Origin of the sequence: Martelella sp. HB161492 (assembly GCF_013184775.1) — a bacterium.
Lineage (GTDB): Bacteria > Pseudomonadota > Alphaproteobacteria > Rhizobiales > Rhizobiaceae > Martelella.
The window spans coordinates 70,967-95,155 of the sequence record NZ_JAATVV010000001.1 but is presented as its reverse complement, the minus strand read 5'-3'; the positions used below and the strand labels follow the sequence as shown (position 1 = coordinate 95,155).

The following is a 24,189-nucleotide window of genomic DNA, read 5'->3' as shown; positions in this document are numbered from 1 at the left end:
TATGCAAGGATGTGGAGGAGATGATGAGTCTTTACTGGCCTGACAGTTTTGTCGGACAGGTTGCGCTTTTCATGGCAATCGTGATTTTCGTTTGGGGACTGATTGTCGCGCTCGCGCCTCTGCGCCTGCTGGCCATGGCCGGCTTTTCCGGCCTGCGCGAAGAGAATATGCAGAGCATTCAGGTGCGCTCCTTTATCGGCGGCGCCTATGCTGGCCTTTCGCTGATGGCGCTGCTTTTCAATCAACAGATGGTTTACCGCACGATCGGGCTGGCGCTGATTTTCGGCTTTCTGACCCGGCTGTTGTGGATGGCGACGCTCAAGGATCGGTCGGTGCGCGGTGGCATCTTTCTGGTCCTTCAGATCGTAGGGGGCGTATTCATGCTGCTTTACGGTCTGGGATGGTTCTGACAGGCGCTCTTTTAGAGCTCTGTTTTTGATCATATTCTACTTATGTCCCAGAAAGCTCACAGAGGCCTTGAAAGCGGGTAAACCTGTGTTGCGAGGGAGGGTTTCCTGTGCTAGACGGAGGCCGACTATTGAAAGAGCAAGGCCGTTTTTTTGCTGTTTCTCGGGGATATACTGATCGTTTTCAGGTCACTTGTCCGCATGGGGAGCGGGGTAAGGGTGGCCTTAGGTTTGAGGGGATTAAGTGCCTGTGACAGACGCATCGCAACCCGTTTCCGACGTGGCGCGGCGTTACGCCGTTTCGCTATTCGAGCTCGCTGAAGAAGCCGGCAGCATCGATGAGACCGGCGCTGCGCTTCAGATCATCGAATCGCTTGACCAGAAAAGTGCGGATTTCCGCCGTCTTATCGCAAGCCCCGTATTCAGCGCCGACGAACAGTCCCGCGCGATCGTGGCTGTGCTTGATAAGGCTGGCGTTTCAGGCCTGGCTGCCAATTTCGTCAAGCTGGTCGCCAGAAACCGCAGGCTTTTTGCCCTTCCGGGCATGATTGCCGCCTATAAGTCGCTTGTGGCTGAAAAGCGCGGCGAACTCACGGCGGACGTGACGGTCGCGCATGCGCTGACCAAGGAACAACAGGAAGAATTGAAGACGGCGCTGAAAGGTGTCACGGGCAAGAATGTAAGTCTTTCCCTGACCGAGGATGCTTCGCTTCTCGGCGGCATGATCGTTAAGGTCGGTGCACGCCAGATCGATACATCCCTGCGTACGAAACTCTCCAAACTTAAGCTTTCACTGAAAGAGGTTGGCTGATGGATATCCGGGCCGCGGAAATTTCCGCAATTCTGAAAGAGCAGATCAAAAATTTCGGCGAGGAGGCAGAAGTCTCGGAAGTCGGCCAGGTCCTTTCGGTTGGTGACGGTATTGCTCGTGTTTACGGTCTGGACAATGTGCAGGCTGGTGAAATGGTTGAATTCGCCTCCGGCGTGCAGGGCATGGCTCTGAACCTGGAAGCGGATAATGTCGGTGTTGTTGTTTTCGGTTCTGACCGGGATATCGGCGAAGGCGACGTCGTCAAGCGGACCGGCGCCATCGTTGACGTTCCTGTCGGTCCGGGTCTGCTCGGCCGCGTTGTTGATGCGCTGGGTAACCCGATTGACGGCAAGGGCCCGATCGTTGCCGATCAGCGTTCGCGCGTCGACGTCAAGGCACCGGGCATCATTCCGCGCAAGTCGGTGCATGAGCCGATGTCGACCGGTCTTAAGGCCGTCGATGCTCTGATCCCGATCGGCCGCGGCCAGCGCGAGCTCGTCATCGGCGACCGCCAGACCGGCAAGACCGCGATCATTCTCGACACCTTCCTGAACCAGAAGCCGATCCACGCTTCCGGTCCGGATTCGGAAAAGCTCTATTGCATCTATGTCGCCGTCGGCCAGAAGCGTTCGACCGTCGCCCAGTTCGTGAAGGTGCTCGAAGAGCGCGGCGCGCTGGAATATTCGGTCGTGATCGCGGCGACCGCCTCCGATCCGGCTCCGATGCAGTATATCGCGCCCTTCGCCGGCTGCGCGATCGGCGAATATTTCCGCGATAACGGCATGCATGCCCTGATCGCTTATGATGACCTTTCCAAGCAGGCTGTGGCCTATCGCCAGATGTCGCTGCTGCTGCGCCGCCCGCCGGGCCGTGAAGCCTATCCAGGTGACGTTTTCTACCTGCATTCGCGTCTTCTGGAACGTGCTGCCAAGCTCTCCGAAGATCGTGGCGCAGGTTCGCTGACGGCGCTGCCGGTCATCGAAACCCAGGGCAACGACGTTTCGGCCTTCATTCCGACCAATGTGATCTCGATCACGGATGGTCAGATCTTCCTTGAAACCGATCTGTTCTATCAGGGTATCCGTCCGGCCGTTAACGTTGGTCTGTCGGTGTCGCGCGTTGGTTCGTCGGCCCAGATCAAGGCGATGAAGCAGGTTGCCGGCTCGATCAAGGGTGAGCTTGCTCAGTATCGCGAAATGGCGGCCTTCGCCCAGTTCGGCTCCGACCTTGATGCCGCGACCCAGCGCCTGCTGAACCGCGGTGCGCGTCTGACCGAGCTTTTGAAGCAGCCGCAGTTCTCGCCGCTGAAGACCGAAGAACAGGTTGCTGTCATTTACGCCGGCGTGAACGGCTATCTTGACAAGCTGCCGGTCAATCAGGTCGGCAAGTTCGAGCAGGGGCTTCTGGGCTATCTGCGCGGTGAAGCCAGCGACGTTCTGGAGGGTATTCGGACCCAGAAGGCGCTGAATGATGAACTGAAGGGCAAGCTCAAGGCGGCTATTGAAGCATTCGCCAAGAACTTCTCCTGAAACCGGGTGCTAGAGCGAGGATCGTGAATCCATGGCTTCATTGAAGGATCTGAAGCTTCGCATTGCCTCGGTGAAGGCGACGCAGAAGATCACCAAGGCGATGCAAATGGTCGCCGCGGCGAAGCTGCGTCGTGCTCAGGAGGCTGCGGAGCATGCGCGGCCCTATTCGGAGCGCATGAGCAAGGTGATGGCTGACCTTTCGGTCGCCGTCGGCAATGGCGAGGATGTGCCGGCCCTGATGAAGGGTAATGGCAAGGACAATGTCCATCTCCTCGTTGTCTGCACCGCTGAACGCGGTCTTTGCGGCGGCTTTAACTCGTCGATCGCGCGTTTTGCCCGCGATCACGCCCGCAAGCTGATTGCCGAGGGCAAGACGGTCAAGCTATTCTGCGTCGGTCGCAAGGGCTTTGACGCGCTGCGCCGGGAGTTTGGCGAGCTGGTGGTGGAACGCGCGGATCTGCGCGAAGTCCGCAAGATCGGCTTTTCGAATGCCGAGGACATCGGCAATCGCATCATGAAAATGTTTGCGGATGGCGCGTTTGACGTCTGCACGCTGTTTTATGCTGAATTCAAGTCGGTCATCTCGCAGGTGCCGACCGGTCTGCAGCTGATCCCGGCGGCAGCACCGGAGACCGCCGACGTGGCGGGCGCGGAAGCGACAACGCCTTATGAATATGAGCCGGATGCGGAAAGCATTCTGACCCGGCTTGTGCCGCTCAACATCCGGGTGCAGATTTTCCGGGCGCTGCTCGAAAATGTGGCCGGTGAGATGGGCGCCAAGATGTCGGCGATGGATAATGCGACGCGCAATGCCGGTGAGATGATCGACAAGCTGACGCTGTCCTACAACCGTCAGCGTCAGGCACAGATCACCACGGAACTGATTGAGATTATTGCGGGCGCCGAGGCGCTCTGACACTAAAAAGAGGGTTTTGACATGGCTGAGGCCTCTGTCGGTAAAGTAACGCAGATCATCGGCGCCGTCGTGGACGTAGCTTTCGACGGTGAGCTGCCGAAGATCTTGAATGCGCTTGAAACCGAAAATAACGGTCATCGTCTCGTGCTTGAGGTTGCCCAGCACCTCGGCGAGAATGAAGTCCGTACCATCGCCATGGATGCGACCGAAGGTCTCGTTCGCGGTCAGAAGGTAACCAATACTGGCGTTCCGATTTCGGTTCCGGTCGGTGAAGCAACGCTTGGCCGAATCCTGAACGTGATCGGCGAGCCGGTTGATGAACTCGGCGCGGTGGAAACAACCGAGCGCCGCGGCATCCATCAGGAAGCTCCGCCCTATATCGAACAGTCGACCGAAGCCGAGATCCTGGTTACGGGCATCAAGGTCGTCGACCTCTTGGCACCTTACGCCAAGGGCGGCAAGATCGGCCTGTTCGGCGGCGCCGGCGTTGGCAAGACGGTTCTGATTCAGGAACTGATCAACAACATCGCCAAGGCGCATGGTGGTTATTCGGTGTTTGCCGGCGTTGGTGAGCGTACCCGCGAAGGCAACGACCTCTATCACGAAATGATCGAGTCGAATGTTAACGTCGATCCGCACAAGAACAACGGCTCTGCAGCCGGTTCCAAGTGCGCACTGGTCTATGGTCAGATGAATGAGCCTCCGGGTGCCCGTGCCCGCGTCGCGCTGTCCGGTCTGACGATTGCTGAATCGTTCCGCGATCAGGGTCAGGACGTTCTGTTCTTCGTCGACAACATCTTCCGCTTCACCCAGGCCGGTTCAGAAGTTTCGGCTCTGCTTGGCCGTATTCCTTCGGCCGTTGGCTATCAGCCGACCCTGGCAACCGACATGGGCGCCCTGCAGGAGCGTATTACCTCGACCACCAAGGGTTCGATCACCTCGGTGCAGGCCATTTACGTGCCCGCCGACGACTTGACCGACCCGGCGCCGGCGACCTCCTTTGCCCACCTTGACGCAACGACGACGCTGAACCGTTCGATCGCTGAAAAGGGCATTTACCCGGCTGTTGACCCGCTCGATTCGACCTCGCGCATGCTGGACCCGCTGATTGTCGGTGAAGAGCATTATGGGGTTGCCCGTGCCGTTCAGTCGACGCTGCAGCGCTACAAGTCGCTGCAGGACATCATCGCTATCCTCGGCATGGATGAGCTTTCGGAAGAAGACAAGCTGACGGTTGCCCGCGCCCGCAAGATCGAGCGCTTCCTGTCGCAGCCTTTCCACGTCGCCGAAGTCTTCACCGGTTCGCCGGGTGTTCTGGTGTCGCTGGAAGACACGATCCGCTCGTTCAAGGGGCTGGTCGAGGGTGAGTATGACCACCTTCCGGAAGCTGCGTTCTATATGGTCGGCACGATCGAGGATGCGGTCGAGAAGGCCAAGAAGCTTGCGGCTGCCGCCTGATCCGAACAGGGTTTTGCGCTGACCGGACAGGATCTGGTGGGCGCGGACCAAACGCCCGGACGATAATGATTGCGCTTGGACCGGCTGTCACGTCTGAAGCCATGGTCGCCGGGAAAACAGACAAGAGACGAGAGCACAATGGCTGACACGCTGATTTTCGAACTTGTTTCCCCGGAACGCCTTCTTGCTTCGGCGGAAGTCAGCTCTGTGGTCATTCCGGCAAGCGAAGGCGAAGTAACCGTGATGGCGCATCATGCGCCGATGATGACGACGCTGAAGGCCGGCATGGTCAAGTTCCGCAAACCGGAAGGTGATGTGGTGCAGTTCCTGGTGTTTGGCGGGTTTGCCGACATCCAGGGCGAAAATTGCACGGTGCTGGCTGAATCGGCGGTTCCGGTCGGTGAGGCAAGCAACGCGATTGAACGGCGCATCAAGCAGCTGCGCGCCGATTTGGAACATGCCCAGCACGAAAAGAAGAGTGCTATCGAGCAGCTGCTGGGTGAACTGACCCAGCTGAACAAGACGGTTCTGCCAGCCTGATCAAGGCTTTTTGCAGAATACAGGAACCGCTGCTGTCCGGCAGCGGTTTTTTTGTTGAGCGGGTACAGGCGTGCGGCGCCCATGAAGACGGGGCGGGCCGGTGATACGGTGTGTTCTGCGCTTGGAAATTCGCAGTTCTGATCTAGATTGTAGCCTAGACGATGTTTTTGCAGGTCTTGGAGATCAGACGTCTGTCTCCTGAATAAAAAGTGAGACCAGTGTTGCCACACAATCGGAAGAACAGGTTACGCCTTCGGCAGCTCAGGCGTGGTGGCTGGCCATATCTGTTTATTAGTCTTGGCGCGGTCTGCATCTTGGCTCTTCTCATAAGGGTCAATTCGTTTGAGCATCTCTACCGGTTCTCCCGGGCGCATGAAAGCTGGCAGCTCGATGAGTTTTTCACCGCTCTGATGGTCGCGTCCATTGCGCTGGCTGTCCAACTGATCATCCGTGCGGGCAAGTTGCGCCGTGAGGTGCAGCGGCGGCGGCTCGCCGAGAGCAAGGCGGCGATGATGGCGCGGCATGATCCGCTGACTGGGCTTGCCAATCGGCGGCTGTTTGAGGAGGAATGCGGCCGCCGGATGGTCAGGGCGCGACGGCGCAATCACGTTCTGGCGCTGATCTTTCTCGATCTCGATCGCTTCAAGCAGGTGAATGACAATCTTGGCCATAGCGTTGGCGACCAGCTGCTGCAGGCGCTGGCTGAGCGGTTGAGCGGCGCGTTGCGGCCCTATGATTTCGTCGCCCGTCTCGGTGGCGACGAGTTCGCGATCATTCTGGATGAGGAAGTTGACGACGAGCTTGTCGCTGGTCTGTCGCAGAGGATCCTGACCGCCGTGGCCCGCCCGGTCCGGGCCGGCGGGCGGGTGATCGATACCACGGTAAGCCTGGGTGTTGCCATGTATCCGCAGGACGCTTCAGACTGGCAGACGCTGATCCAGCGCGCCGATATTGCGATGTATCAGGCGAAAGCCGCCGGTCGCAATCGCTGCGCCTATTTTGATGCCTTGCTCGACAAGCGGATCCGCGAGCGTCTGACGCTTGAGGAGGAACTGCGCAAGGGGCTGGCGCGCGGTGAGGTCGTGCCATTCTACCAGCCGATCATCAATCTCGATGATGAAAGCGTGAACGCGGTGGAAGTGCTGGCGCGATGGCAAAATCCACGACTCGGCTTTCTTGAGGCGGGGCAGTTCATACCGGTCGCCGAAGATGCCGGGTTGATAGACGAGCTCTATCTGCATCTGCTGCGCACGGCCTGCCGCGATGCCCAGTCATGGGCCTCTGAGACCCCGATTGCCGTCAATGTCGCGCCCGGCCAGCTACGGCATCTGACATTCTGCGAGAAAACCATCGCCGTTCTTCATGAAACCGGCTTGCCGGCCTCGCGGCTCGAACTGGAGATCACGGAGACCGCGCTGGTGGAGAATATCGAGACGGCGCATGCCAATATTTCGCGGCTGACATCCGTTGGCGTCCGCATCGTTCTGGATGATTTCGGTACCGGCTATTCAAGCCTCAGGCATTTGCGCGAGTTTCCGTTCGATCGGGTCAAGATCGACCGTTCCTTCGTGATGGGGCTTGGGCAGAACGAGGAGAGCGAGAAGATCTTCCGCTCCATGCTCGGTCTTTGCGCCACCCTCGGTCTGCCGACCGTGGCGGAGGGTATCGAAGCTGAAGATCAGGCAGAGTGGATCCGGCATCAAGGCGGTGTGTCCGGGCAGGGTTATCTCTATTCCCGCCCGGTTCCGGCGCAATCCATTGCCGCGATCCTTGACAGACCGAAAGGTCGCTGAGCGATCAGGCGGACAGGTCGATAATGCCGCAATCGCCAGCGTCCGAGGCGAAGGCAAGGCGCTTGCCGCTCGGGTCCCAGGACATGCCCGTAATCGCACCCTTGCCGGGGCGCCGCATCAGCGCTTCCTTTTCGTCGGCAAGCCGGACCGCAAGCACCATGCCGTCAATGAAGCCGATCGCCAGAACTTCGTCGCTCGGGTGGAATGCGACGCTGGTGACCATGATATCGGCACGTGTCCCAAGCTCCAGCGGAGCCTTGCCCATCGGGCCGTCCTTGCCGGCAAACGGCCAGACAATGGCGGCGGGTGCGCCGGACGTGGCGAGCCATTTGCCGCGTGGCGACCACGACCAGGATTTCACCTTGGCCGGATAGCCGGACATGCGCATATGGCGGGCCTCCGTGCCCGGCTTGACGTCGAGCTTCCAGCCATGCAGCGCGTTTTCCTGCATCGATGTCACGAGAAAACGGCCATCCGGCGAGAAGCAGGCCATGATATGCGCCCCCTTCCAGTCAAGATCGACCGGCGGCGCGCTTGTGGTGACCCAGTGCAGGGAGGCACCGTTGTAGCGCGCTGCCGCGATCCGCAGACCCTTCGGCGCGAAAGCGATGGCTTCGACGCTGCGCGCCTCGGTGAAGACCTGTTCCGTACCGTTGAGCACGACATGGCTTTCCTTGCCGAGCCCATAGGCGACGGCGCCCTGCGGGCCGGCAGCCACCACGGAAATCCACTTGCGCGGCTGGGAAGCGATCTCCGTAACGGTCCCATCGGCGTTGATGCGCAGGACGCGGCCATCTTCACCGCCGGTAACCAGGCTCGGGCTGAAAGGGTCACGAATGCAGGTCAGAAGCCCGTCATGGGCCTCTGTCGCCTTGGCGCCGTCATCAAGGCGATGAATGACGCCGCTGGCGCTGGCGAAGAACGGAACGTCGCCGACATAATGCGCGGCGACGATGTGATCTTCGAGATCAAAAGGCGCGACACTGGCCATCAGTGCGCTGCCTCGCAGGCGTGGAAGGTCTTCTCAAGTTTTTCGGCGTCAAGCTCGCGACCAATGAAGACCAGCCGGCTTTCGTGGCGCTCGCCGTCCTTCCAGGCGCGCTGGTGGTCGCCCTCGATGATCATATGTACGCCCTGAACGACATAGCGCTCCGGATCGTTCTTGAAGGCCAGAATGCCCTTCAGGCGGAGAATATTCGGTCCCTGATTCTGGGTGACCGACTGGATCCACGGGAAGAAGCGGTTCGGATCGAGTTCACCGGCGCGAAGCGATACCGAGGTCACGGTGATGTCGTGGTGGTCCGACATGCCATGATGATGGTGGTCGTGATCATGATCATGATCATGATGATCGTGGTGGTGGTGGTCATGATCATGATGGTCGTGATGATGATGGTCGCAATCGGGTCCGCAGACGTGATCCGGATCATCGTGGTCGAGAAAATGCGGATCGTTCTCCAGAACATGCTTCAGGTCGAAGGCGCTCTGGTTGAGAACCTTGGAGAGGTCGATGCTCGAACGCTCGGTCCTGTGGATGCGCGCCGAAGGGTTGATGGCGCGGATCAGGCTTTCAACATTGGCAAGCTCTTCGGGCGTCACGAGATCGGTCTTGTTCAGAAGCACGATGTCGGCAAAGGCGATCTGGTCCTCGGCCTCGCGGCTGTCCTTCAGTCGCAGCGGCAGATGCTTGGCATCGACCAGCGTGACAACGGCGTCGAGCGCGGTCTTGGTGCGCACGTCATCGTCCATGAAGAAGGTCTGCGCTACCGGAACCGGATCGGCAAGGCCGGTGGTTTCGATGATGATCCCGTCGAAGCGGCGCGGACGGCGCATCAGGCCTTCGACAACGCGGATCAGGTCACCGCGAACCGTGCAGCAGACACAGCCATTGTTCATTTCGTAGATTTCTTCGTCGGATTCGACAATCAGGTCGTTATCAATGCCGATCTCGCCGAATTCGTTGACGATGACGGCATATTGCTTGCCGTGATTTTCGGAAAGGATGCGGTTGAGAAGCGTGGTCTTTCCAGAGCCCAGATAACCGGTCAGAACGGTAACCGGAATGGGCGACGTCGTTTGCGTGTCTGTCATGGCAAATTCCTTGAGATTTTGAAGACCTATATAAGATTTGGTGAACCTGGGGGCAAGGCGGCTCTCGGGATTGATCGGCTGAACCTGTCACCTATTGCCGTCTGCAGCCTCCCGGCGGATTGCATTCGCAGCCATGGCGGAAAAAGCATGGGGCCGACTGTAGGTATTCGTGCTGTGAACTGGCATATCGGTGGAAAAGCCTGCGAAATGACGTTCTTTTCATGCGAAGAGGACTTTTATGTTGAAAATTTGATCAAAACTGATTTAAAAATTTTAATTGGGTGCCGGCGCACAGTTCCGCCACCGGATAAGAGTTCAGGTCTCTGAGGAGCGGAATGCATGGCGCAAAAGGTAAAACTCTCGACGATCGCTGAATCGCTTGGAATTTCCACGGCAACGGTATCGCTGGCCCTCAGGGACAGTCCGCTTGTCGCGGCAGCGACACGGGAGCGGATCAAGGAGCAGGCCCGCGCGCTCGGCTATATCTACAACCGCCGCGCCGCGTCGCTCAGAACATCGCGTTCGGGCATTATCGGCGTTGTCGTTCACGACATCATGAACCCGTTTTACGGTGAGATCCTGAAGGCGATCGAGAGTGAGCTCGACCGCAACCAGCATACATTCATTCTCTCAAACCATTATGATTCGGTCGAAAAACAGCGCAATTTCATCGAAACCCTGCTGCAGCTTGGTGGCGATGGCGTCATCATGTCGCCCGCGATCGGAACACCGCCGGAAGATGTGATGCTGGCCGAGGACAATGGCATGCCGGCCATTTTTGTCGCCCGTTCCATGGAAGAACTCGATATCCCAACCTATCGCGGTGATGACAGCTATGGCATTGCGCTTGCGACCAACCACCTGATCGGTCTCGGCCATCGCTGCATCGCCATGATCGGCGGCACGGACCAGACCTCGACCGGTCGTGATCGCTATTCGGGCTATGTCAATGCGCTGCGCAAGGCGGGGATCGAGATTGATCCGGCATTGCGCATTCCCGGTCCCCGCACCAAGCAGGGCGGTTTCGAGGCGGCCGTGCATTTCCTGTCACTGCCGCAAAAGCCGACCGCGGCGGTATGCTGGAACGATCTTGTTGCCATCGGCCTGATGAACGGCATTTCGCGGGCGGGGCTGGTGCCCGGTCACGACATTTCCGTCACCGGCTATGACGATCTGGAAGAAGCATCGATTGCAACGCCGTCCCTGACCACGGTGTGGAACGGGCAGGCTGAAGTGGGGCGGCTGGCGGCGCGCGCGCTGCTCGACAAGCTCGCTGGTTCCGATGCGCCGAACGGCATGCATCTGATCAAGCCCGAGATGCGGATCCGCCAGTCCACCGGACCGCACCGTGAAATGGCAGAAAGCCGTTACGCGATCTGACCGGTCAGATCGGCGCAGCGATGGCCAGGCAGGCCAATTTGCACGCGATTGATGGTTTTCAAGTGCCGTATTCTCTTCTAAACCGATTGGACCCGCGTTTCTTTAGCCTTCTCAGGAGACCTTATGTCCAGGATTGCCGTTCTGCTGTCGCAGAATTTGAACAAATTCGTCCAAGACGCACTGCGTGACGATTTCGACCTGATCGCCATGCCGGAAGAAGGGCCTGCAGGCCTGTCTTCAGAAACGGTTGCGCGCATCCGGGCCGTTGTTGCCTTTGGCGGGTTTTCCGGCGCGATGATGGATGCATTCCCGAATGTCGAGATCATCGCCTGTCCGGGGGTTGGCTATGATGGTATTGATACGGCGCATGCCGCCAAGAAGGGCATCATCGTCACCCACACCCCGAATGTGCTGAATGATGAGGTCGCCGACACGACGATTGCGCTGCTGCTGAATACGCTTCGCAAGTTCTACAGCGCCGAGAAATGGGTGCGCGAAGGCCGCTGGGCGCGAGAAGGCAATTTCGACCTGTCGCGGCTGTCGATGAAGGGGCGTAAAGTGGGGCTTTATGGTCTCGGTCGTATCGGACTTGAGATCGCCAGCCGGCTCGAGCCCTTCAAGGTCGAGATCTCCTATCATACCCGTTCGAAAAAGGACGGCGTCGACTACACCTATTACGCCTCGCTGGCTGAAATGGCCGAGGCTGTCGACACGCTGATCGCCATTGTGCCGAAGACGCCTGAGACCCACAAAACCATTGATGCCGGGATCCTGAAGGCGCTCGGTCCGACCGGCGTCATCATCAATGTCGGCCGCGGCTGGACCGTGAATGAGAATGATCTGATCGCCGCGCTGGAAAAGGGCGAGATCGGCGGGGCAGGGCTCGATGTCTTTTATGATGAGCCGAATGTCCCTGAAGCGCTGATGGCTTTCGATAATGTCAGCCTGCTGCCGCATGTCGCCTCCGCCTCGGTGCCGACGCGCACGGCTATGGGCAATCTGGTCGGCGACAATATCCGCAGCTGGTTCAATGATGGTGCGCCGCTGACGCCAGTGCCGGAGACGCCCTTCAAGCCCAAGGGCTGAGCGGGCAGGGCAGACACCAGGGGTGGCTCCGGCCGCCCTTGGGATCATGCCGGCGCGGACACTGGGCCTCAGTCCGGACGGAAATGTTTCGACAGTTTCAGCCCCTGGGCCTGATAGTTGGAGCCGAGGCCTGCGCCATAGAGGTTTTCCGGCTTGTCCATCATGTGTTCATAGACCAGCCTGCCGACGATCTGGCCGTGCTCGAGAATGAACGGCACTTCATGGCTGCGCACTTCCAGCACGGCGCGCGCGCCGCTGCCGCCCGCCTCCGCATGGCCGAAGCCGGGATCGAAGAAGCCGGCATAATGGACGCGGAACTCGCCGACCAGCGGATCGAACGGTGTCATCTCGGCGGCATATAGCGGCGGCACATGAACCGCTTCACGCGAAACCAGAATGTAGAACTCGTCCGGGTCGAGGATCAGCTCGCCCTTGCCGCGGCCATAGATCGGCTCCCAGAAATCGAGAATGTCATAGCCAGCCTTGCGGTCGACATCGATCACGCCGGTATGATGCTTGCCGCGGTAGCCGATCAGATCGTCACCCTCCCGGCCCTCGAGATCAATCGACAGGGCGATACCGCCGCCGGTGATGTTCGGTGCATCGCTGGCCACCAGCATCTCCGCCTCATGCAGCGCCAGCAGTGAAACCTCGCTCAAGAGCGCATGGCCGGCGCGGAAACGGATCTGCGACAGGCGCGAGCCCCGGCGGACAATCACCGGAAAGGTGCGCGGCGAGATTTCCAGATAGAGCGGGCCTTCATAGCCCGGCGGAATGACATCGAATTCCTGACCGTAATCGCCCATCACCCGGGTGAAGATATCGAGCCGGCCGGTTGAGCTTTTCGGATTGGTGGAAGCGGACATGTCATGGCCGAGCTTCAGGCCTTCCATCAGCTCGACGATGTAGACACAGCCGGTCTCCAGCACAGCGCCATCGGTGAGATCGACCGTATGCAGCGAAAAGCGCGCCAGCTTGTCGGCGACCTTATGGGTCGGGCCGGGCAGAAAGCTTGCGCGCACGCGATAGGCCTTGGCGCCAAGGCGTAGGTCTAGGCTGGCAGGCTGGATCTGATCAGCATCCAGTTCCGCCTCGGCGTGAAGCGCGCCAGTGGCAAAAAGCGCAGCAATGGCGCTATCGGCGAGAATTCCGGGTCTCTGGGACATAATTTTGCACCTCTTGGCCGACAAAACCAATCTTTGAGAATTGACGCAAGCACCTGAACCGACTATGCCCGATTTATCCCGTGGTGATTTGGCCGGTCGGCTTGCAGCCACGTAAAACAACTTGCTAAAAGACCGGGTGAAGCCGGTCCGTCAAGACCGGCTTTTTTTGTTTGGAGAATGATATGAAGAATTCCTGGCGTCCTCAGACCAAGCTCGTACACGGCGGCAGCCTTCGCTCGCAGTTCGGCGAGATGTCCGAAGGCATCTTCCTGACCCAGGGCTTCCTCTACGACAATTCTGCCGCAGCGGAAGCACGCTTCAAGGGCGAAGATGATGGTTTCATCTACGCCCGCTATGGCAGCCCCACCAATGATATGTTCGAAAAGCGCATGTGCGCCGTCGAAGGCGCTGAAGAAGCGCGCGCCACCGCCTCCGGCATGGCCGCCGTTTCGGCTGCACTTCTCTGCCAGCTTCAGGCCGGTGACCACATCGTTGCCGGTCGGGCGCTGTTCGGTTCCTGCCGCTGGGTCATCGAAACACTGGCGCCGAAATACGGCATCGAATTCACCCTGGTCGATGGCCGCGATCTGAAGAACTGGGAAGCGGCAATCCGGCCCAATACCAAGGTCTTTTTCCTTGAAAGCCCGACCAATCCGACGCTGGAGGTTGTCGATGTCGCCGGTGTCGCAGCGCTTGCCCACTCCGTCGGAGCCCGTCTTGTGATCGATAATGTCTTTGCGACGCCGCTTTTCCAGAAACCGCTGGAGCTCGGTGCCGATGTTGTCGTCTATTCGGCCACCAAGCATATCGATGGCCAGGGTCGCTGCCTTGGCGGCGTCGTCCTGTCGTCAAAGGACTGGATAGAAAATGTCTTCCAGGACTATTTCCGCCACACGGGTCCGGCGCTTTCGCCCTTCAATGCCTGGCTGCTGCTGAAGGGGCTTGAAACCTTCGCACTGCGCGTGCGCCAGCAGACCGCGAGTGCGGCGAAAATCGCCGATTTCCTGGCGACAAGCGACAAGGTTGCCCGGGTGGTCTATCCCGGCCGCGCCGACCATCCGCAGGCCGATATCATTGCAAAGCAGATGTCCGGTGGCTCGACCCTGATCGCCTTTGAGCTGAAAGGCGGCAAGGAGGCAGCCTTCGCACTGCAGGATGCGCTGGACGTCGTGTCGATCTCCAACAATCTCGGCGATGCCAAGAGCCTGATCACCCATCCGGCCACCACGACGCACAAGAACCTCTCCGAAGAGGCCCGCGCCGAACTTGGCATTTCTGGCGGAACGATCCGGTTCTCGGCCGGCATCGAAGACACGGATGACCTGGTTGAGGACTTCGCAGCGGCACTTTCGAAGGTCAAAGGCTGAAAATACCTCCCGCATTCTGCTTTTTAGGTCTTCCCGCATATTGCATTTGATGGATTGCCGGTTATTCTCGGTAACACCGTTAGATAGACGCAATATAAAAAACACAACCAACGGGTAAGCGCTAACCATCAGAATGCGGGGGCTTCTGAATGATTTTTTGTGCGCGAACACGCGATATAGAAGTTAAGGTCGAGCCGTTTTTCCAGACGGACCTCTCACGGCCGAACGACAATTGTTATGTCTGGTCCTGCTCGGTCGAAGTCATCAATCACAGCGATCACCACATCTGCATTGTTGCACGCTACTGGCATGCCGCCGATGAGTTTGGTCTGGTTCGTGATTTCGGTGACAGCGCTACCGTGCTTGGCCAGCCGGTGCTGGGGCCGGGGCAGCATTTTCTCTATAGCTCGGCCGGTCCGCTGAAAACGCCAAGCGGCGTCATGTTCGGCCACTGCCTGATGCAGATGGAGGACGGCGAACTGCTGGAGATCGCCCTGCCTGGCTGCTCGCTGAACTCGCCTTATGCGGGGCACAGCCTGAACTAAGCTGTGGCTGATGCGAGCATTTGCGTGGCAATCGTGATGTCTGCAAAGAAAGGGGCGGTTTCGCGACCGCCCCGATGTTCTTCTTTATCTACCGGTTGTGAGCCGGTGGAGGGGGCCGGTACTCAGCCCATGGCCTTGACGATATCTTCCGTCATCTTCTTGGCATCGCCGAGCAGCATCATCGTGCCGTCCTTGTAGAACAGTTCATTATCGATGCCGGCATAGCCGGAGCCGAGTGAACGCTTGACGAACAGGCAGGTCTTGGCCTTGTCGACGTCAAGGATCGGCATGCCGTAGATCGGCGAGGTCTTGTCATCGCGGGCGGCCGGATTGGTGACATCATTGGCGCCAATCACATAGGCGACATCAGCCTGGGCAAATTCAGAGTTGATGTCCTCAAGCTCGAACACCTCGTCATAGGGCACATTGGCCTCGGCCAGCAGCACATTCATATGGCCCGGCATGCGGCCGGCGACCGGATGAATGGCATATTTGACCTCGACGCCCTTTCCCTTCAGCAGATCCGCCAGTTCACGCAGCGCGTGCTGGGCCTGGGCAACGGCCATGCCATAGCCGGGCACGATGATGACCTTGGATGCGTTTTCCATCAGGAAGGCAGCATCATCGGCAGAACCGAGCTTGACGTTGCGGTCGCCCTTGTCGGCGGCACCCGCCGCTGCGGCATCGCCGCCAAAACCACCAAGAATAACGGAGATGAAGGAACGGTTCATGCCCTTGCACATGATATAGGACAGGATTGCACCGGACGAGCCGACAAGCGCACCCGTGACGATCAGCGCCATATTGCCGAGCGTGAAGCCGATACCGGCGGCCGCCCAGCCCGAATAGGAGTTGAGCATCGAGACCACGACCGGCATGTCGGCGCCGCCGATCGGCACGATCAGCAGCACACCGAGCACCAGCGCCAGGATAACGACCAGCCAGAAGAAGACCGGCGCGGCGGTCGCCGTCAGTGCGATGATGAAGATCACCAGCAGCGCCAGCAGCACGATATTGATGGCATGGCGCATCGGCAGCATGATCGGCTTGCCGGACATGCGCCCGTCAAGCTTGGCAAAGGCGATGATCGAGCCGGTAAAGGTGATCGCGCCGATCGCGGCTCCAAGCGCCATTTCGATCAGTGCCCGCAGGTGAATATCTCCGGCAACGCCGATACCGAAGCTTTCCGGTGCGTAAAGGGCGGCAGCGGCCACAAGCACGGCGGCAAGACCGACCAGCGAGTGGAAACCGGCGACAAGCTGCGGCATCGCCGTCATGGCGATGGTGCGGGCGATATAGGCACCGATGGAGCCACCGATCACAAGCGCCAGCAGGATGAAGATCAGTGCGGTGAAGGAAGGCTGCGCCAGCCACAGCGTTGTGCCGATGGCAATGGCCATGCCGACCATGCCGTAGACATTGCCCTTGCGGCTGGTCGATGGGTGGGACAATCCCCGAAGCGCCATGATGAACAGGACGGCGGAGACGAGAAACAGCAAAGCTGCAAGATTAACGGACATCGCTCAAACGCCTCACTTGTCCTTCTTCTTGTACATGGCCAGCATGCGCTGGGTGACAAGAAAACCGCCGAAAATGTTGATCGAAACGAGGATCAGCGCGACAAAGCCGAAGCCGGTCGCAAGGCCGCTCGCCGACAGGCCGACCGCCAGAAGCGCGCCGACAACGATGACGGAGGAAATGGCATTGGTGACGGCCATCAGCGGGGTGTGCAGTGCCGGCGTGACCGACCATACGACATAATAGCCGACGAAGATCGCCAGAATGAAGATCGCGAACTGGAAGACGAACGGATCGATTGCGCCGCCGCTTGCGCCATGGGCGAGATTGGCCACGGTGCCGGCGTCGAGATTGCCAAGTGCCTGGCGCGCCTGTTCAAGCGAACCCATTGCACTGTCGATGGCCGAATTGGCATCAGATATGGACATTATGCATCTCCTTCAGCAGGGACCGCACCAAATTTCGGATGAACGACCGCGCCGCCATGGGTCAGAAGCGTGGCTGCGACCAGTTCATCATCCTGATTGATGGTCACTGCGCCGGTCTCCTTGTCGACCAGCGTCTGGAAAAAGGTGAGAAGGTTCTTGGCGTAGAGCAGCGTCGCGCTGGCGGCGATCCGGCCCGGCAGATTGACATAACCGACGACTGAAACGCCTTCGACAGTGGCAATGCCACCGGCTTCAGCGCCTTCGACATTGCCGCCACGTTCGACCGCAAGGTCAACGGCGACGGAGCCAAGGCGCATGGAGGCAAGCATGGCGCGCGAGACCAGCCGGGGCGCCGGGCGTCCCGGGATCAGCGCCGTGGTGATGACGATGTCCTGCTTGGCGATATGGGCGGCAACCAGCTCTGCCTGCTTGGCCTGATAGGCAGCAGACATTTCCTTGGCGTAGCCGCCGGCGGTTTCCGCTGCCTTGAACTCATCATCCTCGACAGCAATGAATTTTGCGCCGAGCGAGGCAACCTGCTCCTTTGCAGCCGGACGCACATCGGTTGCCGAGACGACGGCACCGAGGCGGCGTGCGGTTGCGATTGCCTGCAGGCCGGCAACGCCGGCGCCCATGACAAAGACGCGGGCGGCCGGAACCGTTCCCGCCGCCGTCATCATCATCGGCATGGCCCGGTCATAGACCGCGGCTGCCTCAATCACCGCCTGATAGCCGGCAAGGTTTGCCTGTGAGGACAGGACGTCCATGGACTGGGCGCGGGTGATGCGCGGCATCAATTCCATGGCAAAGCTGGAAAGTCCCTGGGCGGCCATGGCGGAAAGCGCCTCCTCCTGACCATAGGGATCCATCATCGCAAAGACTGCCGCACCGGATGGGTAGACCGCGATTTCGCCCGCCTCCGGCCGGCGAACACGGAAGATCACATCGGCAGAGGATGCAGCCTCCGGCCCGGCAATTGTCGCACCGGCAGCTTCAAAATCAGCATCGCTGATCTGCGACGCAAGCCCCGCCCCGGTTTCGATCACGACAGAAAAGCCGAGACCACTCAGTTTCTTGACTGTGTCGGGCGATGCGGCGACGCGGGTTTCCGCAAGCGCGCTCTCCTTCGGCACAAAAATTGTTTTGCTCACCATCTACTCCCAAAACCAGGGTGAAACGCTTGTCGCCGGGACGGCAACGCCCCAACGCTGTCCATCCGGCAAACCCGGCGGAACAGACCGGCAGAAGGACCGGTTAGCGGAAACTATAAAGGCCGATTGCACTGGCGAATATGAAAAGGATCAAACCGCCAAGAAATCCGAACGGTCCGATCAGGCCTGCGGTCATGCCGAGAAGCAGTGCAATCACAAGCACGGTCAGAATCCGGGTTCCGCGCAGGAACATCCGGTAGGTGTGCTCATGTTCGTGAAAATCGTCCTGTCGTGCCGTTGCGGCATCATTCATGTCAGCATGCTGCATCAAGTCCTCCACCCATGCATTGCCTTCACCCTGGCAGACCGGCTCTCCCTCCGATCATCGGCAAAGCTAGCACATTCGCGCGGGTCCCACCAACATTGGTATCGCGTCGCAATTCCGGCGTCATTCATCCAGACGGGCGCGATAAAAATGTAAAAAAGCCGGAAATACCGTTTCTACGGGCGCTTCGAACCGTATCTGTTGCGTTTTTGCCCTTGCCGAGCGCCTGCCGATGGCGCTATCAGCAGCTCCGACAATTTGATTAAGTGAAGGTCGACGCAATAAATGGTCGTCCTCCGGCCTGTTCGCTTGCCGAAAACTTCACGAGAATCGTATTTTTCCGGCCGTATAGTACCAAAGGCATGTTGCGCGGCCTTGACAACTTCCGTTAAGGAGGTCGAACGGTTTGGAGGACCCCATGGAATTACTGTTGAAGCTCAGCCGGTTGATCGACCGGGTCAATGAGTTCATTGGCAAATCGGTCTCCTGGCTGCTGCTGGCCGCCATTTTGATCAGCGCAGGCAATGCGATCAGCCGAAAGCTGTTCAGCCTGTCGTCAAATGCCTGGCTTGAGGTGCAATGGTATCTTTATGGTGCCGTCTTCATGCTGGCGGCGGCCTATGCGCTGCTGAAGAACGAGCATATCCGTATCGACATTCTGTCGAGCAACTGGTCGAAGCGCACCCGTGACTGGATCGACCTGATCCTGCACATCTTCTTCCTCGTGCCTTTCGCCGCGATGATGGTCTATCTCTCCTGGCCCTGGTTCCTGCGCTCGTTTCTGACGGGCGAGATGTCGACCAATGCCGGCGGACTGCATCTGTGGCCGGCAAAATTCTTCATCCTGTTCGGGTTCTTCCTGCTGCTGTTGCAGGCCTTTTCGGAAATCATCAAGCGTATTGCCGTGATTTCGGGCCGTCTGCAGGAGCGCGATACGCTCTATTCCGATAACAGCCACGCCATGCCCCTGAAGACAGCGGACGACGAAGCATGATCGATCTCATCGCCCATAATCTCGCACCCATCATGTTCGTTTCCGTGATGGGGATGTTGCTTCTCGGCTATCCGGTTGCCTTTACGCTTGCCGCCGGAGGGCTGATCTTCTTCGTCTTCGGCGTCGAGCTTTCATCCTATTCGCCGCAGATCCACCTGTTCTGGCCGCTTCTGCAGTCGCATCCGGACCGCTTCTTCGGCGGGATCATGTCGAATGAAACGCTGCTGGCGGTGCCGTTCTTCACCTTCATGGGCATCATTCTCGAACGCTCGCGCATGGCCGAGGATCTGCTGGACACGATCGGCCAGCTGTTCGGACCGGTGCGCGGCGGTATCGCCTATGCTGTCGTGCTGGTCGGTGCGCTGCTGGGGGCGACCACCGGCGTCGTTGCCGCATCCGTCATGGCCATGGGGCTGATCTCCCTGCCGGTGATGCTGCGCTATAACTATAGCCGTCCCTTCGCCACGGGTACCATTGCCGCGTCCGGCACGCTGGCGCAGATCGTGCCGCCGTCACTTGTCCTGATCGTCATGGCCGACCAGCTCGGCCGCTCCGTCGGGGACATGTATGTGGGCGCGCTCTATCCGTCGCTGATGATTATTGCGGCCTACTGTCTTTATGTCTTCATCGTTTCGATGGTGAGCCCGAAGTCAGCGCCCGCCATGCCCGCCGAGGCCCGCACGCTCGGCAATGGTATCACCTCGCTCTTCGTGATGATCGCACTGGCCGTTGCCCTCTATTTCCTCGGCTATCACGTGCTGTTTACGGCGGCGAATGACGCCTGGCGCCTGGTGGCGGCATTGTGCTTTGCGGTGGTCGTGGTCTATCTGATCGCCATTGCCAATGAGCGCATGAAGCTCAACATTCTGTCGAAGCTGTCGCAGCAGGTGATCATTGTCCTGGTTCCGCCGCTGGCGCTGATCTTCCTCGTGCTCGGTACCATTTTCCTGGGCATCGCCACCCCGACCGAAGGCGGCGCGATGGGCGCTTCGGGTGCGCTGATCCTGGCGCTGGCGAAGCGCCGGCTGGATCTGAAATCGCTGAAGCAGGCGCTTGATTCCACCACCAAGCTTTCTGCCTTCGTCATGATGATCCTGATGGGCGCGCGCGTCTTCAGCCTGACCTTCTACGGCATCAACGGCAACGTCTGGATTGAGGATCTGCTGACCGGCCTGCCGGGTGGCGAATATGGCTTCCTGATCGTGGTGACGATCATTGTCTTCATATTGGGATGCTTCCTGGATTTCTTCGAAATCGCCTTCATCATGGTGCCGCTGCTGGTTCAGCCGGCGCAGGCTCTGGGCATCGATCTGATCTGGTTCGGCATCATTCTCGGTATCAACCTGCAGACCTCCTTCCTGACACCACCCTTCGGCTTCTCGCTTTTCTATCTGCGATCAGTCACGCCGGCCGGTGAATGGGTCGACAAGGCGACAGGCGCCAAGATGAAGGGCGTGCCGACCATGTCGATCTACAAGGGTATCATCCCCTTCATCGTCATCCAGGCTCTGGCAATTGTTGCGGTCATTTCCTTCCCGCAGCTTGTCACACACTACAAGGATGAAGCGCCGAGCGTGGATCCGGCCTCCGTCACCATTACTGTTCCCGGCTTCGGCTTTGGTGACAGCGGCGGCCTTGCACCGCTTGATGGTGACAATGGCGGCGACGATCCGTTCGGCCTGCCGCCACTTGGTGGTGATCTGGGAGCGCCATCGACCCCGGCACCAGCGCCGGCGCCAGGCGAGGACCTGTCGCAGCCGCCTGCCTTCAACTGATCATAAGCTCCCGACAATGGCCGCGTTCACCACGCGGCCATTTTTCTTGCATGATAGGTGCTGATCGTCCGATGATGGTCCAGAAGTGCTTCTGGGAAAAGCGGAGACCGGTTTTCCCTCAGGGCGCGCGAAAAACAATGCGATGGAGCGCTTCCGCGATGCGCAGAAATGCGGCAGCGCTTCAGTCGTCTGACAGGGGGGAGACCGGTCGGCGGCGGATGATGAGGAGGATTTTATGCGATTTCTGGCGATCATGGCCGCAGCGGTGCCGCTTCTGGCGACAGCCGCGCTATCCGGTGATTTTTCCTGTCCCTCCAACACAAGCGGGTTTTGTGCCGCGACAGGATCGCGTGTCTGCGGGCCGGACACCAAATGCGTGGACACGGATGCCCAGTGTTTCGCGGCCGATACCTGCGATATTCGCGGCTTTGTCTGCAGATCGGACATGGTCGAGGTGATCGACGCCTATAATGCGCTTCAGGATGACCATGATGCATTGACGGCGCGCTATAATCTGCTCGCCCGCAAGGACAATGACCTGCGCGACTGCGTCAGCCGTGCAGGTTCGGCGCTTGAAGCAAAGGCATGCCTCAGCTTCTGAGGCGATATGAAAAGGCTCCGCAGGCCTGAGCATGCGGAGCCGTCTTCATGTTTCAACCAGGGAAGTTGAATAGTCTTTATGCCAGTGGTTTAAGATTGCCGGCACGCTGCAGGCGCATCATGAAGGTGTCATAGCTGTATTCGGCAATCTGCAGCCACAGATAACCCTCGTTCGAGAAGGCAATCTGATCATTGTAGATCTTCTTGAAGTCGGCATTCGAGGCGCCGATATCGGTGTAGACCTTGGTGGCTGCATCAAAGGCAGCCTGCATGATCTCGGGGCTGTAGGGCTTGAGCACCGCACCATCCGCAACAAGCTGGCGGATCGCGACCGGATTTTTCATGTCATACTTCGCCATCATATTGGTGTTGGCGAAGGCACAGGCATCCTTGAGTGCCGCCTGATAGCCCTTTGGCAGGGCTTCCAGCTTCTCCTTGTTGAAGAAGGCATGGATGACCGGGCCACCTTCCCACCAGCCGGGATAGTAGTAGTACTTCGCCACCTTGTAGAAGCCGAGCTTCTGGTCATCATAAGGGCCGACGAATTCGGCGGCGTCGATGGTGCCCTTTTCAAGCGCCGGGTAGATGTCGCCGCCGGCGATCTGCTGCGGCACAACGCCAAGCTGCTCGACCACCTTGCCGGCCAGGCCGGCAATACGCATCTTCAGCCCCTTCAGATCTTCCAGCGTGTTGACTTCCTTGCGGAACCAGCCGCCCATCTGCACCCCGGTATTGCCGGCGAGTTCACCAACGACACCATATTTGGCGAAGAAGTCATTCATCAGCTGCGAGCCATTGCCCTGATAATACCAGGCATTGGTCAGACGCGCATCGAGGCCGAAGGGGATCGCCGTGCCAATGGCAAAGGTCGGGTCCTTGCCCCAGAAATAATAAGAGCAGGTGTGGCAGGATTCGACCGTGCCGTTCTGCACCGCATCCAGTGCCTGCAGGCCGGGCACGATTTCGCCGGCAGCATAGGTCTGAATGGTGAAATTGCCGTCGGTGGCCGCGGCGACATGATTGGCGATATCTTCCGCACCGCCATAAATCGTATCAAGCGACTTGGGGAACGACGACGTCATGCGCCAGGTGATTTTCGGATTTTCCTGCGCGATGGCAGGGGCGGCGAGTGCGGTGGCAGCGACAGCGCCAACGCTGCCCGTGCCGACCTTCCTGATGAAAGAACGACGGTCCATATTTTCCTCCCAATGTGCCTGCCCGCTATTCCTCCTGAACGGACGGCAGGGCGAGGAAAGCATGTTGCGACCGGCGTTTCAAGCACGCGCCATCGTCGAACAGCCTGTTTTGCGTCGCAAAATGGCTATGCTTAAACCAAGGTATAATGAGCAATCGTCATTTTATCTCTGCACCGGGCCTTACGAAGCGCAATTTGAAGCCGCAACAAGGCCGATTGACAGCAGCGTTGCTTCGCGCCAGTTTCGCCGGCGCAAATCCTTGATCCAAGCCTCGAGTCCAGCAAACATGTCCAGACCCATCATTGCCGTCCCCGCCGATACCTGTGAATTTCAGGAAGCCATCTGGCACGCCGCCCAGCAGCAATATGTCGGTGCAGCGCTCGACGTTGCCGGCGCCATGAGCTTCATCATCCCTGCTTTCAGGAACGGCAATGACATCGATGCCATTCTCGACCGGGTTGACGGCGTCCTGATCACCGGCGCCCGCTCCAATGTCCACCCGTCGCTTTATGGCCGGGAAGCGGAAGAAAAGGACGGTCCCTTCGATCCGGGCCGTGACGCCACAACGCTGCCGCTGATCCGCCGAGCGGTTGAGCGTGGCATTCCGCTGTTCTGCATCTGCCGCGGCATTCAGGAGCTGAATGTTGCCCTTGGCGGCACGCTCCTGAGTGAGGTGCAGGACCTGGAAGGCCGCATGGACCATCGCAAGCCGGAAACGGATGATCGCGATGCGGCTTTCGCCATACGCCAGACAGTGACGATTGCCGAGAATTCATGCCTTGCAGCCGTTCTCGGTGCGGGCGATATCACCGTCAATTCGCTGCATCGCCAGGCGATCAACGCGCTGGCGCCCAGCCTGCAGGTCGAAGCTGTCGCACCGGATGGAACAGTTGAGGCGGTCTCGGTGATCGGGGCCAAGGCCATGGCTGTTGGCGTTCAGTGGCATCCGGAATACTGGGCCACGACCGATACGCCGTCGCGCAAGCTTCTCGAAGCCTTCGGCGAGGCCATCCGTGCCTATCAGGCCTCCGCCGGCCGCGCCTGAAAAGGCAGCAGCCAGTCCTGTCGCGGACGAAGGGAAAAGCTTTTGACGCTCTCTCTTCAGCGGAACTT

23 protein-coding genes and 1 riboswitch are annotated in these 24,189 nt (G+C 59.2%); of the genes, 15 read left to right on the top strand and 8 right to left on the bottom strand.

Annotated elements, in window-relative coordinates:
• The first annotated feature begins 20 nt into the window (after positions 1-20).
• From HCK86_RS00415 to HCK86_RS00385, 7 genes are all read left to right on the top strand, one after another.
• Positions 21-410: a hypothetical protein gene (locus tag HCK86_RS00415; protein ID WP_176082509.1), complete on the top strand. Its 390-nt coding sequence runs from the start codon at positions 21-23 to the stop codon at positions 408-410.
• A 241-nt stretch (positions 411-651) separates the two neighbouring features.
• Positions 652-1,218: a F0F1 ATP synthase subunit delta gene (locus HCK86_RS00410; protein WP_176082508.1), complete on the top strand. Its 567-nt coding sequence runs from the start codon at positions 652-654 to the stop codon at positions 1,216-1,218.
• On the top strand, positions 1,218-2,747 hold the full coding sequence (gene atpA, locus HCK86_RS00405; RefSeq protein ID WP_176082507.1) for a F0F1 ATP synthase subunit alpha: 1,530 nt from the start codon (positions 1,218-1,220) through the stop codon (positions 2,745-2,747). The genes HCK86_RS00410 and atpA overlap by 1 nt, the downstream gene beginning before the upstream one ends.
• A 31-nt stretch (positions 2,748-2,778) precedes the next feature.
• Positions 2,779-3,663 (top strand): F0F1 ATP synthase subunit gamma, encoded by an 885-nt coding sequence (locus tag HCK86_RS00400; RefSeq protein WP_176082506.1) that lies wholly within the window; start codon positions 2,779-2,781, stop codon positions 3,661-3,663.
• Positions 3,664-3,684: 21 nt separating this feature from the next.
• On the top strand, positions 3,685-5,121 hold the full coding sequence (atpD, locus tag HCK86_RS00395) for a F0F1 ATP synthase subunit beta (RefSeq protein WP_176082505.1): 1,437 nt from the start codon (positions 3,685-3,687) through the stop codon (positions 5,119-5,121).
• 138 nt (positions 5,122-5,259) lie between these two features.
• Positions 5,260-5,661: a F0F1 ATP synthase subunit epsilon gene (locus tag HCK86_RS00390; protein WP_176082504.1), complete on the top strand. Its 402-nt coding sequence runs from the start codon at positions 5,260-5,262 to the stop codon at positions 5,659-5,661.
• A 314-nt stretch (positions 5,662-5,975) separates the two neighbouring features.
• Entirely contained in the window at positions 5,976-7,454 is a 1,479-nt protein-coding gene (locus tag HCK86_RS00385; RefSeq protein ID WP_176082503.1) for an EAL domain-containing protein, read from the top strand.
• 4 nt (positions 7,455-7,458) lie between these two features.
• Here the strand turns inward: HCK86_RS00385 and HCK86_RS00380 are convergent, their stop codons facing one another.
• Positions 7,459-8,445 (bottom strand): WD40 repeat domain-containing protein, encoded by a 987-nt coding sequence (locus tag HCK86_RS00380; RefSeq protein WP_176082502.1) that lies wholly within the window; start codon positions 8,443-8,445, stop codon positions 7,459-7,461.
• Positions 8,445-9,545, bottom strand: a complete 1,101-nt coding sequence (locus tag HCK86_RS00375) for a GTP-binding protein (protein WP_176082501.1) — start codon at positions 9,543-9,545, stop codon at positions 8,445-8,447. The genes HCK86_RS00380 and HCK86_RS00375 overlap by 1 nt, the downstream gene beginning before the upstream one ends.
• Before the next feature lie 339 nt (positions 9,546-9,884).
• Between HCK86_RS00375 and HCK86_RS00370 the strand changes: the two genes are divergently transcribed.
• Together HCK86_RS00370 and HCK86_RS00365 are read left to right on the top strand one after the other, a co-directional pair.
• Complete coding sequence (locus HCK86_RS00370) at positions 9,885-10,925, top strand: LacI family DNA-binding transcriptional regulator (RefSeq protein WP_176082500.1); 1,041 nt, start codon at positions 9,885-9,887, stop codon at positions 10,923-10,925.
• 123 nt (positions 10,926-11,048) lie between these two features.
• On the top strand, positions 11,049-12,011 hold the full coding sequence (locus HCK86_RS00365; protein WP_176082499.1) for a 2-hydroxyacid dehydrogenase: 963 nt from the start codon (positions 11,049-11,051) through the stop codon (positions 12,009-12,011).
• Positions 12,012-12,079: 68 nt separating this feature from the next.
• On the opposite strand, the gene HCK86_RS00360 is transcribed toward HCK86_RS00365, so the two are convergent.
• The gene (locus HCK86_RS00360) at positions 12,080-13,177 is read right to left on the bottom strand and encodes a 2'-deoxycytidine 5'-triphosphate deaminase (protein WP_176082498.1); all 1,098 of its coding nucleotides are present in this window, start codon (positions 13,175-13,177) and stop codon (positions 12,080-12,082) included.
• Between the two features lie 70 nt (positions 13,178-13,247).
• Positions 13,248-13,325: riboswitch (SAM riboswitch) on the top strand.
• A 34-nt stretch (positions 13,326-13,359) separates the two neighbouring features.
• Here HCK86_RS00360 and HCK86_RS00355 point away from each other — a divergent pair.
• Entirely contained in the window at positions 13,360-14,544 is a 1,185-nt protein-coding gene (locus tag HCK86_RS00355) for an O-succinylhomoserine sulfhydrylase (protein ID WP_176082497.1), read from the top strand.
• A gap of 149 nt (positions 14,545-14,693) precedes the next feature.
• The gene (locus HCK86_RS00350; protein WP_176082496.1) at positions 14,694-15,089 is read left to right on the top strand and encodes an ApaG domain; all 396 of its coding nucleotides are present in this window, start codon (positions 14,694-14,696) and stop codon (positions 15,087-15,089) included.
• Between the two features lie 122 nt (positions 15,090-15,211).
• Here the strand turns inward: HCK86_RS00350 and HCK86_RS00345 are convergent, their stop codons facing one another.
• The 4 genes from HCK86_RS00345 to HCK86_RS00330 form a co-directional block, all read right to left on the bottom strand.
• Positions 15,212-16,609, bottom strand: a complete 1,398-nt coding sequence (locus HCK86_RS00345) for an NAD(P)(+) transhydrogenase (Re/Si-specific) subunit beta (RefSeq protein ID WP_176082495.1) — start codon at positions 16,607-16,609, stop codon at positions 15,212-15,214.
• 12 nt (positions 16,610-16,621) lie between these two features.
• A complete protein-coding gene (locus tag HCK86_RS00340) occupies positions 16,622-17,035 on the bottom strand; it encodes a proton-translocating transhydrogenase family protein (RefSeq protein WP_176082494.1) in 414 nt (137 codons plus the stop codon).
• Complete coding sequence (locus tag HCK86_RS00335; RefSeq protein ID WP_176082493.1) at positions 17,035-18,186, bottom strand: Re/Si-specific NAD(P)(+) transhydrogenase subunit alpha; 1,152 nt, start codon at positions 18,184-18,186, stop codon at positions 17,035-17,037. Before HCK86_RS00335 ends, HCK86_RS00340 begins: the two co-directional genes overlap by 1 nt.
• A 103-nt stretch (positions 18,187-18,289) precedes the next feature.
• Entirely contained in the window at positions 18,290-18,514 is a 225-nt protein-coding gene (locus HCK86_RS00330) for an aa3-type cytochrome c oxidase subunit IV (protein ID WP_176082492.1), read from the bottom strand.
• A gap of 415 nt (positions 18,515-18,929) precedes the next feature.
• Here HCK86_RS00330 and HCK86_RS00325 point away from each other — a divergent pair, with 415 nt between their 5' ends.
• The 3 genes from HCK86_RS00325 to HCK86_RS00315 all read left to right on the top strand — a co-directional run bounded on the left by HCK86_RS00325 (position 18,930) and on the right by HCK86_RS00315 (position 21,881).
• On the top strand, positions 18,930-19,505 hold the full coding sequence (locus HCK86_RS00325; RefSeq protein ID WP_141148687.1) for a TRAP transporter small permease subunit: 576 nt from the start codon (positions 18,930-18,932) through the stop codon (positions 19,503-19,505).
• Positions 19,502-21,280, top strand: a complete 1,779-nt coding sequence (locus HCK86_RS00320; protein WP_176082491.1) for a TRAP transporter large permease subunit — start codon at positions 19,502-19,504, stop codon at positions 21,278-21,280. The genes HCK86_RS00325 and HCK86_RS00320 overlap by 4 nt, the downstream gene beginning before the upstream one ends.
• A 235-nt stretch (positions 21,281-21,515) precedes the next feature.
• Complete coding sequence (locus HCK86_RS00315; RefSeq protein ID WP_176082490.1) at positions 21,516-21,881, top strand: hypothetical protein; 366 nt, start codon at positions 21,516-21,518, stop codon at positions 21,879-21,881.
• A 76-nt stretch (positions 21,882-21,957) separates the two neighbouring features.
• On the opposite strand, the gene HCK86_RS00310 is transcribed toward HCK86_RS00315, so the two are convergent.
• Positions 21,958-23,076 carry a TRAP transporter substrate-binding protein gene (locus tag HCK86_RS00310; protein WP_176082489.1) on the bottom strand — a complete coding sequence of 373 codons (1,119 nt, stop codon included), beginning with the start codon at positions 23,074-23,076 and terminating at the stop codon, positions 21,958-21,960.
• Between the two features lie 286 nt (positions 23,077-23,362).
• On the opposite strand from HCK86_RS00310, the gene HCK86_RS00305 reads away from it, so the two are divergent.
• The gene (locus tag HCK86_RS00305) at positions 23,363-24,121 is read left to right on the top strand and encodes a gamma-glutamyl-gamma-aminobutyrate hydrolase family protein (RefSeq protein ID WP_176082488.1); all 759 of its coding nucleotides are present in this window, start codon (positions 23,363-23,365) and stop codon (positions 24,119-24,121) included.
• Positions 24,122-24,189 lie beyond the last annotated feature (68 nt).